Source organism: Streptococcus sp. 263_SSPC, assembly GCF_001071995.1.
GTDB lineage: Bacteria > Bacillota > Bacilli > Lactobacillales > Aerococcaceae > Granulicatella.
The window spans coordinates 25,199-35,080 of record NZ_JVNU01000035.1 but is presented as its reverse complement, the minus strand read 5'-3'; the positions used below and the strand labels follow the sequence as shown (position 1 = coordinate 35,080).

Below are 9,882 nucleotides of genomic sequence, written 5' to 3'. Positions count from 1 at the left end.
TTGAAGCTCAAGGTGTCGGCAGTTCGATTCTGTCCCGAGCCATTTGGAGGGGTAGCGAAGTGGCTAAACGCGGCGGACTGTAAATCCGCTCCTTCGGGTTCGGCAGTTCGAATCTGCCCCCCTCCATTATTTGGAATTGAATTTTCAAAAACTATATAGGGGTATAGTTTAAAGGTAGAACAGCGGTCTCCAAAACCGTTAGTGTGGGTTCGATTCCTGCTACCCCTGTTTTAAATATTATTATGGCGACCGTGGCGAAGTGGTTAACGCATCGGTTTGTGGCACCGACATTCGGGGGTTCGATTCCCCTCGGTCGCCTATCTTGGGGTATAGCCAAGCGGTAAGGCAACGGACTTTGACTCCGTCATTCGTTGGTTCGAATCCAGCTACCCCAGTTTTTTTATATTTTGGTGGCGGTATAGCCAAGTGGTAAGGCAGAGGTCTGCAAAACCTTCATCACCGGTTCAAATCCGGTTACCGCCTTCCTGATATGCCGGCGTGGCGGAATTGGCAGACGCGCTGGACTCAAAATCCAGTGCCCGCGAGGGCGTGCCGGTTCGACCCCGGCCGCCGGTATACGCGTAAAGACAAGGTTTTAATGCCTTGTCTTTTTTGTTTATAATGGTGAGTATAACTATTTGGTTTCATTTTACATAGTGGCATAAGTTGATGAAGTATCTGCTTTGTTTTACTATTGAATCAGATATTTTAATTTTGAGAAGGGTATTTTATCAGTTCAATGTTCGAAACAACATACTATACATTTATATCGTTACTTCTTTATTTTATAATCCTTTTTGTCTCGCAAGTGCTATATTCTATTTTGAAAAGAAAGAAGACTTCATTAGAACTTTTAAAGATTATAAGAGATCTTTTTAAAACGATTATTTTCATAGGGGTCCTAATATATACACATATTTTGAATGAATTGTCTTTATCAGTGAACTTTGTATCTCTTTTCTTTTTTGGATCATGTACTATCTTATTTATTCTTTTATTTACTAATAAGGATAATAGTAATTACCCTTTGCATACAAAAGTTTCAGCGATTCTTCTATCGCCTATTATTGAAGAATTGATTTGTAGAGAAATTGCTTATAATTCTGATTATATTTTGATTTCTTATATACTGGGAACGATTATCTTTATCTTTTTCCATTTTGCTTTTGACTTTAAGAGCATCATTTATTTTCTATGTGTGTCGAGTTTGCTCTTCCTTTTAAGGGAAAAATCAGGGGCAGTTCTAAATTCTATTCTCCTTCATATGTTGATGAATCTAACCATTATCTATAGAAAATAATATTAATAGAAATTTTTTATTTTCGAAATACGAAAGCCCGACGAAAATCTATCGTTGGGCTTTTTAGATTGTACTATTTTTTTGAAACGACATTTAGTAATTTAAAACAGATGGCTAGATTGAGAAGAATAATGAGTAGTGTGAGGATAGAAAAAAAGTATAGGTATAAAGAGCTTTGTACTAGTTGATGAATCCATATTGAACTACATAGTCCTGTTACAATTCCGCTAAATAGACCAGGTACATATTTTTTTAGATAAAGACTTTGGAGTACATGGATTACAATGTGATAGTTATATGCGATGATGATTGTTTGATAAATTGTAAAATCATCCACATAAAAACTATAGGCTAGAAAAGCCAAAAGAATTAGAAATTCTTCGAAGACGATTAGATTAAACTTAAAAGGGGAATAGAGTTCTTTGAAATTTTTAAATTTTGGATGTTCAACCATAGAGGACATAAATGAGGGCATAAGAAGAATCTCTTCCAATTCGTGAATCATAAATAAGCTAGGAAAAAGTAAATATAATAACATTGAATCCATAATGTTAACCTTCTTTATTAAAAGTATTCTTTATGCTTAATATTATATCAAGAAATGGAAGTTGCTATGTAATATTGACACTTAAACATGACAAAAGCGGGTAATTTATCAGCTATTAGTGACACTACAGCGTGTATCGTTTATAATGGAAGGGATAATAGAAATAATTTTGTTTATTTCAAACTTAAGGAGGTAAGTATGCGAATCGGTATATTTACAGATACGTACTTTCCACAAGTGAGTGGAGTTGCGACTTCAATACGTGTATTAAAAGAGGACTTAGAAAGACAAGGGCATAAGGTAATCATCTTTACGACAACAGATCCAAAGGTGACGGAACCGGAAGAGAATATTATTCGATTAGGTAGTATTCCGTTCTTCGCCTTCAAGGATCGTCGTGTGGCGATTCAAGGGCTAGGGAAAGCTTACCGAATTGCAAAGGAAAACGAGTTGGATATCATTCATACGCAGACAGAGTTTAGTCTTGGATTGGCTGGTAAATTAATTGCTGCGATGTTGAAGATTCCAACGATTCATACGTACCATACAATGTATGAGAAATATTTACACTATATTGCAAAAGGGAAATTGCTACGTCCTAGTCACGTAGCGTATCTTTCAAAATCATTTTGTAATCAAACAAGTGGGGTTGTTGCTCCAAGTCAGATGACAAAAGATAAGCTGATTGAATATGGAGTGCTTCAAGAAATTCGAGTGATTCCAACGGGTGTTGTTGTACCTCCTCAAGAACCTGAAGTAGCCAATGCTTTAAGAAGCGAGCTTGGCTATTCAGAAGATGAAGTGGTGTTATTATCACTTAGCCGTTTATCTCAAGAGAAGAATATTGCTGCAGTGATTGCCGCATTACCAGCTATCGTAGCAAGTAAGCCAAATGTGCGCTTATGTATTGCTGGTGGCGGACCTGAAAGAGGGAAGCTCGAAGCGCAAGTGGCAGAACTTGGTATGAACGATTTTGTTCAATTTGTAGGCGAAATCAAGAATGAAATGGTTTATAAGTATTATCAAATGGCGGACCTTTACGTGAATGCTTCTGAATCTGAGAGCCAAGGGTTAACTTATTTAGAAGCGCTGGTAAACCGTGTACCGGTCATCGCTAAGAAGAACGATTACTTAAGCAGCCTGATTACAGCAGACGCTTTAGGAATGTTATTTGAAACTGACGCGGATATTGCGGATTGTGTCTTAGGGTATATTGAAAACCAATTAGGCAATGAAGCTGAAGTATTAGCACTGCAAGATCAATTGTTATCAGAAATTTCTTCTGAAACATTTGGAGAAAGAATTGTGGATTTCTACGATGCTGCAATTCACGGGTATCAATGGAATCAAGAACATTCGCATAACATTATGAACCTCATGAAATTCTTACGTTTATCAACAAGTGAGTTAAGGGATGAAGAAAATGAAAATTAATACCGTTGGATTTATCGGAACTGGCGTGATGGGAAAATCCATGATTCGCCATTTACTTAAAAAATATAATGTAGTAGTGTACAATCGTACAAAGGAAAGAGCGTTAGACCTTCTAGAAGAGGGAGCGACTTGGGCCGATACGCCTACAGAAGTTGCGAATCTTGCGGATGTGGTATTAACTATCGTTGGTTATCCAAAAGACGTGGAAGAAGTTTACTTTGGAGACCAAGGAATCTTCAAGTCTACGAAGGAATATCTGGTGGTAGTGGATCTTACAACAAGTACACCAACACTTGCAAAACGTATCGCAGAAGAAGCAGTCGCTCGCTCATGGGAAGCCCTTGATGCTCCTGTATCAGGCGGCGACCTTGGAGCTAAAAACGGAACTCTTTCTACAATGGTTGGTGGAACAGAGGAAGCATTAGAAAAAGTATATCCTGTACTAGATTGCTTCTCTAAGACGATTACACTTCAAGGCTCTGCTGGTGCTGGTCAACATACAAAAATGGCCAACCAAATTATGATTGCAGGAACGATGACAGGCTTAACAGAAATGCTCGTTTATGCCAAAGCTGCAGGCTTAGACCTGGACAAAGTGCTACAAACTGTTGGTGCAGGAAGTGCTGCTAACTGGTCACTTTCAAATTACGGACCTCGTATTTTAAAAGAAGATTATTCACCAGGTTTCTTTGCAAAACATTTCCTAAAAGACTTAGGAATTGCGCTGGATGAAGCAGAAAGAATGCGTCTATTTTTACCAGCAACAATACAAGCGAAAAAACTATATGAAACGCTTTGTGATGATGGCTTTGCAGACGATGGAACTCAAGCTTTAATCAAATTATATTGGAACCTACCAAATGAATAAAAAACTCTTAAATAGAGTGGTTATTCTTACTATCAGAGATGGGTTTTATGGTAGAATAGTGAAAGAAAGTTTGAAAGGGGTAGTAATGATATGAAACCTTCACAATTGGTGGCAATTGTCCAACGTTTACAAACAATGGCGGCACAAGATTCAGATATCGAGGTGCGTCGATTCGAAAAAGATGGCGTTGAAAAAGCTATCGTTGCTTTTAATCAAGAAACAAGTAGTTTTGAATTAGTAGATGTAGAAACAAATCAAACATTCCAATTTGATGATATTGATTTAGTGACAATTGAAATTTTTGAAATGTTACAAGATTAAAATAATAACTGTGAGTAAAGCCACGGCGCAGAGTGTCTGTGCTGTGGCTTTTCAATATATTAGATGAGGATTGAAATAAATGAAAATTGCGTTATTAGGATTTGGAACAGTCGGTAGTGGTGTATACAATATTTTAAAGAAAAATGCATCAAAATTAGAACGCGTTCTTCCAGAAGAAATTGAAATTAAGACAGCGTTAGTAAGAGACCCAGAATTGATGGAACAAACAGATGTTGTATTTACAAACAATATTAACGACATCGTTCACGATCCTGAAATTGAATTAGTGGTTGAAGTGATGGGTGGCATTACAACGGCTTATGAATATGTGAGAGCATGTTTACTCGCAAAAAAATCTGTTGTTACAGCTAATAAAAATCTGATTGCCGTTCACGGAGTTGAATTAACAACACTAGCCAAATTAGAAGATGTGTACTTGTACTATGAAGCAAGTGTCGGCGGTGGAATTCCTGTTCTTCGTCCGATGGTGCAACACTTTGAAACAAATGAAGTGGAATCGATTGTTGGTATTGTCAATGGAACAACAAACTTCATTTTAAGTTCTATGGAAAAAGAAGGACTCAGCTACGAAACAGCATTAAAGATTGCTCAAGAAAAAGGATTTGCTGAAGCGGATCCTACAAGCGACGTAGAAGGTCACGATGCAGCTTATAAATTAATGATTTTAACGCGTTTAGCTTACGGTGTGAGCGTGACTTTTGAAGAAGTTGTTAAAACAGGAATTTCTGGAGTTACAACAGCTCATATGAAGATGGCTTCTGAGAATGGGTATGCGATTAAACTTCTAGCCAAAGCTCTTAGTGATGGCGAAAAAGTTTCGCTTGAAGTGGCACCGACTTTCGTACCAGCAAATCATTTATTAGCGCAAGTTCATTATGAAAACAACGCGATTTCTGTAACAGGAAATGCAGTGGATGAAGTTCTATTTTACGGAAAAGGAGCAGGCTCACTTCCAACAGCAACAAGTGTCTTAGCAGACGTGGTTGAAGTACTTCGCCGCAAAGTTAATGGTAGTGCGGTGGAAACATTTGGCCGTGTAGAAAGCCCACTTGTGGAATTCAGTCCAGAGGCTGCTACAAGTTCTTATTTCGTATATGGAAAAGGAAACTTGGAAGAAGCTCCGTTCAATGGAGGAATTGTATCAAACAGCCATGGTGAATTCGGAGTTCGCTATACAGCTTTAACAGCTAGTGAGTTAGCTAAAGTGAAAGAAGCTTTTGCTCATCTAAATGAAGTCGCTATTTATCCAATCTTGGAGGAAGCATAATGGCATTAACAATTAAAGTTCCAGCAACTTCAGCCAATATCGGACTAGGATTCGATTCGCTTGGGATTGCAGTGAATTTATATTTAACACTTCACGTAGAAGAATCTTCTAGCGAATGGGTGATTGCACATCCGTTTGGAGAAGAAATCCCTACGAATGAAGAAAACTTAATTATCGAGACGGCTTTAAAAGTTTGCCCAACATTAGCACCGCATAAACTCGTATGCGAAAGTGAAATTCCTTTAACAAGAGGTCTTGGAAGTAGTTCAAGCGCGATTGTTGCTGGAATCGAATTAGCCAATGTATTAGGCAACTTACAGTTAACAAACGACGAAAAAGTCAAATGGGCAACTCTTTTCGAGGGACACCCTGACAATGTGGCACCAGCTATCTTAGGAGGCGTCGTAGTCGCTACTTATGATTACCACATTCAAGAAGTGTTGACGGTTCACAAGAATGTAGAAGCACCGATTGCAATGGTCGCTGTGATTCCAAACGTGCAATTATCAACGAAGAAGAGTCGTGGCGTATTGCCAAGTTCGCTAGCTTATGGTGAGGCAGTGGAAGCAAGTAGCCGTAGTAATGTGTTGGTAGCTGGATTAATGGTCGAAGATTGGAAAGTCATTTCTTCAATTGTTGAGAAAGATTTATTCCATGAAACATATCGTTCGACGCTTGTTCCTTGGATGGAAGAGGTTCGTACGATTACAAAAAATGAAGGCCTTGATACATGCGGAACTTACTTAAGTGGGGCAGGCCCAACGGTGATGACATTTGTTCATAAAGAAGAAGTAGATCGTTTTGTACAAACATTAGAAAAGTATTTAGAAACAACGCTGAAAGATTGCACGATTCGTGTGCTCGAAATTGATGCGCAAGGCGTTTACGTAAAGTAGAAGGAGAACTATGGCACTATTCAAACCAACGTGGTTTAAAAAGACCTTTCAAGAGATTACCGTTCCTTTCTTACAAGAGAATGGAATCGAAGTTGTCTTAACCGATTTAGATAATACGCTAATTGGCTGGGACGAAAAAGAAATCGATGAAAACTTACTTGCCTGGGTACGTTCATTAAAAGAAGCAGGCATCAAGATTGTTCTTGTATCGAATAATAATGCACATCGTATCAAAGATGCTGCTGAAAAGTTGGATGTCCCATATGTGTATCCTGGATTGAAGCCACTGCACAAGGGGTTCAAAGCGGCGCAACAATTACTAAATTTTGATAAATCGAAGACGGTAATGGTGGGCGACCAACTATTGACAGATATTCTAGGAGCGAATACATTTGGAGTTAGAACCATTATCGTAAAACCTAGAAAAGAGAGCGATGCTTGGAAAACAAAAATCAATCGTTTCTTTGAAAAAGGAATTTTTGTAGTGACACAAGGTGTGTCTTATCATAAGAAATGGGAGGAGGATTAATCATGGAACAGTATTTATGTATTGGATGTGGAGCAACAATCCAAACGGAAGATCCAAAAGGAACGGGGTACACACCGCAAAGTGCATTAAATAAAATGCTGGAAAGTGAAGGCCCTCTCTATTGCCAACGTTGTTTTAGACTCCGTAATTATAATGAGTTACAACCAGCATCTCTAACAAACGATGACTTCTTAAAGATGTTAAGTAGTATAGCGGATGAAGATGCGCTAGTTGTGTTTGTGGTTGACTTATTTGATTTATATGGAAGTATGATTTCCGGATTGAAACGTTTTGTGGGCGATAACCCGATTTTATTTGTAGCCAATAAGGTGGACTTATATCCAAAATCGGTGAACCGCAATCGTCTGAAAGCGTGGATTGAACGTCATGCAAAAGAGTACGGCATTAAACCGGTCGACACCCTTCTTGTGAGTGGCCATAAACGGATTCAAATTGACGAGTTATTAGAGAAGATTAACGAGTACCGTAAAGGGAAAGATGCGTATGTTGTAGGAGTCACAAACGTAGGAAAATCAACACTGATTAATAAGTTGATTCAAAGTATTGGTGAAACAGGCGAAGTGATTACGACGTCTCAATATCCAGGAACAACTCTTGGACAAATTGATATTCCATTTGATGAACATTCTTCATTAGTGGATACGCCAGGGATTATTCATCGTCACCAAATTACGCACTACTTAGCGGAAAAAGAAATGAAGAAAGTCTTGCCGCAAAAAGAGTTACAACCAAAGACTTTCCAATTAAATAGCGAGCAAACAATTTTTATCGGTGGCTTGATTCGTGTCGACTACGAACAAGGAGAACGAAATTCATTTACCTTCTATACACCGCAAACAATCGACTTGCATCGCACGAAGTTGGAGAAGGCGACAGAGTTTTATGCAAAACATGCAGGAACACTTCTAACGCCACCAACAGGAGATAATATGAAGTTGTATCCAAAATTAGTGAAGAAGACATTTACGATTAAAGAAAAAACGGACTTAGTGATTGCAGGTCTTGGCTGGGTAACGATTCAAAAACCAGGTACGGTATCTGTATGGAGTCCTAAAGAAGTTGATGTGATTCAACGTCAATCGATTATTTAAGAAAGGAGAGCTTTCATGGAATTAAAAGGGAAAGAAAGACAGTTCTTCAAAAAAGAAGCACACTCGTTGAAGCCAATCTTCCAAATCGGAAAAGGCGGACTTAGCGAAGAGATGATTCATCAAATTCAAAACGCTGTTGAGAAACGCGAATTGATTAAAGTGACTTTATTACAAAACACATTAGAGGAACCACAAGAAGCTGCAGAAACGATTGCAGAGGCGACTGGAAGTACCATCATTCAAGTGATTGGGCATACGATTGTGTTATATAAAGAAGCACGAAATCCAAAACATAGAGATCTTTCAGTACGATTTGCAGAATTCAAAAAAAGAGGTCGATAGACGATGGTTGCTGAACTCAATATTTTTTCTGAGACATTAAACAAAACTGAAAAATTCGGTGAAGAAATGCCGGTAGAACGTGTGGGGCTTATCGGTGGTAGTTTTAATCCGCCGCATATTGCGCATTTAATTATGGCTGAACAAGCGCGTGTGCAATTAGGATTAGACAAGGTTTACTTTTTACCGAGTCATATTCCGCCACATGTGGATGAGAAAAAGACCATTGATGCGAGTACTCGTGTGGAGATGACACGTCTTGCGATTCAAGATAATATTTATTTTGATATCGAGACGATTGAACTCGAGCGTAATGAGAAGAGTTATACGTATGATACGATTCAGCTCTTAAAGAGACAAAATCCGAATACGGAATATTACTTTATCATTGGTGGAGACATGGTGGATTATTTACCGACATGGCACCGTGTGGATGAATTAGTTCATGAGGTGCAATTTGTCGGAGTTGAACGTCCAGGATACGAAAAAGAAACACCGTATCCAGTGTTATGGATTACTGCACCAAAAATGGATATTAGTTCGACACAAATCCGCAAAAATGTTCTATTCCAACAAAGTATTAAATATTTGGTACCAGAATTAGTGGAAGCCTATATCGCAGAAAAGGGGTTGTATTTAGAATGAGCGAAGTACAAAGCTTTGAACCTTATACAACAATGACAAGAGAAGAGTTGTTGTCTCATGTTCAGTCAAATATGAGCGACAAGAGATATCAACACTGTTTGCGTGTCGAACGAAAAATATTAGAATTAGCAAAACTCTACGGCGTCGATGAAAAAGCAGCTGCGTTTGTGGGACTAGCGCATGATTATGCTAAAGAAATCCCAGTGGACAAACAGCAAGCTCTCGCCAAAGAAATCGGACTTCCCGAAATGTATCACCATGAAGGCTCTGAAATTCTACACGGACCGATTGGAGCGTACTTGATTTCAAACCTGTGCGGCGTAAAAGACGAAGCGTTGTTAGATGCCATTCGTGAACATACGATTGGAGGGCTTCAAATGAGCCTACTTTCGAAGTGTCTCTTTGTGGCAGATGCAATCGAAGACGGAAGAGATTATCCAGGTGTGGATACTGCTCGTGAGATTGCAGCGAAGAATATCGATGATGCGGTCTTTTATTTATTGAAGCATACATTGGAATTTTTATTGGAAAAAGAAGTCTCTATTTTTCCAAAAACAATAGAAGTTTATAATCATTATTTGAAACAAAGAAAAGGAGAATAGA

At 38.5% G+C, this 9,882-nt stretch carries 12 protein-coding genes and 6 tRNA genes; 17 read left to right on the top strand and 1 reads right to left on the bottom strand.

Annotated elements, in window-relative coordinates; all coding sequences use genetic code 11:
- Positions 1-45 precede the first annotated feature (45 nt).
- The 7 genes from ADH02_RS05750 (at position 46) to ADH02_RS09745 (ending at position 1,300) form a co-directional block, all read left to right on the top strand.
- Positions 46-126 (top strand) — tRNA-Tyr (locus ADH02_RS05750).
- 31 nt (positions 127-157) lie between these two features.
- Positions 158-228: transfer RNA gene (locus tag ADH02_RS05745), tRNA-Trp, on the top strand.
- Between the two features lie 17 nt (positions 229-245).
- A tRNA-His gene (locus ADH02_RS05740) sits at positions 246-318 on the top strand.
- Between the two features lie 5 nt (positions 319-323).
- Positions 324-395 (top strand) — tRNA-Gln (locus ADH02_RS05735).
- A 17-nt stretch (positions 396-412) separates the two neighbouring features.
- Positions 413-483: transfer RNA gene (locus tag ADH02_RS05730), tRNA-Cys, on the top strand.
- A gap of 9 nt (positions 484-492) precedes the next feature.
- Positions 493-576, top strand: a tRNA-Leu gene (locus tag ADH02_RS05725).
- Between the two features lie 163 nt (positions 577-739).
- Complete coding sequence (locus ADH02_RS09745) at positions 740-1,300, top strand: type II CAAX prenyl endopeptidase Rce1 family protein (protein ID WP_048783330.1); 561 nt, start codon at positions 740-742, stop codon at positions 1,298-1,300.
- Positions 1,301-1,373: 73 nt separating this feature from the next.
- On the opposite strand, the gene ADH02_RS05715 is transcribed toward ADH02_RS09745, so the two are convergent.
- On the bottom strand, positions 1,374-1,838 hold the full coding sequence (locus tag ADH02_RS05715; protein WP_275043196.1) for an HXXEE domain-containing protein: 465 nt from the start codon (positions 1,836-1,838) through the stop codon (positions 1,374-1,376).
- Between the two features lie 207 nt (positions 1,839-2,045).
- On the opposite strand from ADH02_RS05715, the gene ADH02_RS05710 reads away from it, so the two are divergent.
- The 10 genes from ADH02_RS05710 (at position 2,046) to yqeK (ending at position 9,881) form a co-directional block, all read left to right on the top strand.
- Positions 2,046-3,281: a glycosyltransferase family 4 protein gene (locus ADH02_RS05710; protein ID WP_048783327.1), complete on the top strand. Its 1,236-nt coding sequence runs from the start codon at positions 2,046-2,048 to the stop codon at positions 3,279-3,281.
- Entirely contained in the window at positions 3,262-4,149 is an 888-nt protein-coding gene (locus ADH02_RS05705) for an NAD(P)-dependent oxidoreductase (RefSeq protein ID WP_152903900.1), read from the top strand. Before ADH02_RS05710 ends, ADH02_RS05705 begins: the two co-directional genes overlap by 20 nt.
- Before the next feature lie 90 nt (positions 4,150-4,239).
- Positions 4,240-4,470, top strand: coding sequence for a YkuJ family protein (locus tag ADH02_RS05700; protein WP_048783323.1), 231 nt, complete (start codon positions 4,240-4,242; stop codon positions 4,468-4,470).
- A 79-nt stretch (positions 4,471-4,549) separates the two neighbouring features.
- Positions 4,550-5,758: a homoserine dehydrogenase gene (locus ADH02_RS05695; RefSeq protein ID WP_053091405.1), complete on the top strand. Its 1,209-nt coding sequence runs from the start codon at positions 4,550-4,552 to the stop codon at positions 5,756-5,758.
- Positions 5,758-6,654: a homoserine kinase gene (gene thrB / locus ADH02_RS05690; protein WP_053091404.1), complete on the top strand. Its 897-nt coding sequence runs from the start codon at positions 5,758-5,760 to the stop codon at positions 6,652-6,654. Before ADH02_RS05695 ends, thrB begins: the two co-directional genes overlap by 1 nt.
- Before the next feature lie 10 nt (positions 6,655-6,664).
- A complete protein-coding gene (locus tag ADH02_RS05685) occupies positions 6,665-7,183 on the top strand; it encodes a YqeG family HAD IIIA-type phosphatase (RefSeq protein WP_048783319.1) in 519 nt (172 codons plus the stop codon).
- A gap of 2 nt (positions 7,184-7,185) precedes the next feature.
- A complete protein-coding gene (gene yqeH, locus ADH02_RS05680) occupies positions 7,186-8,295 on the top strand; it encodes a ribosome biogenesis GTPase YqeH (protein ID WP_414717661.1) in 1,110 nt (369 codons plus the stop codon).
- 15 nt (positions 8,296-8,310) lie between these two features.
- Positions 8,311-8,637, top strand: a complete 327-nt coding sequence (gene yhbY / locus ADH02_RS05675; RefSeq protein ID WP_005605998.1) for a ribosome assembly RNA-binding protein YhbY — start codon at positions 8,311-8,313, stop codon at positions 8,635-8,637.
- A 3-nt stretch (positions 8,638-8,640) separates the two neighbouring features.
- A complete protein-coding gene (locus tag ADH02_RS05670) occupies positions 8,641-9,279 on the top strand; it encodes a nicotinate-nucleotide adenylyltransferase (protein WP_005605997.1) in 639 nt (212 codons plus the stop codon).
- Positions 9,276-9,881: a bis(5'-nucleosyl)-tetraphosphatase (symmetrical) YqeK gene (gene yqeK, locus ADH02_RS05665; RefSeq protein WP_048783318.1), complete on the top strand. Its 606-nt coding sequence runs from the start codon at positions 9,276-9,278 to the stop codon at positions 9,879-9,881. Before ADH02_RS05670 ends, yqeK begins: the two co-directional genes overlap by 4 nt.
- Position 9,882: the final 1 nt, after the last annotated feature.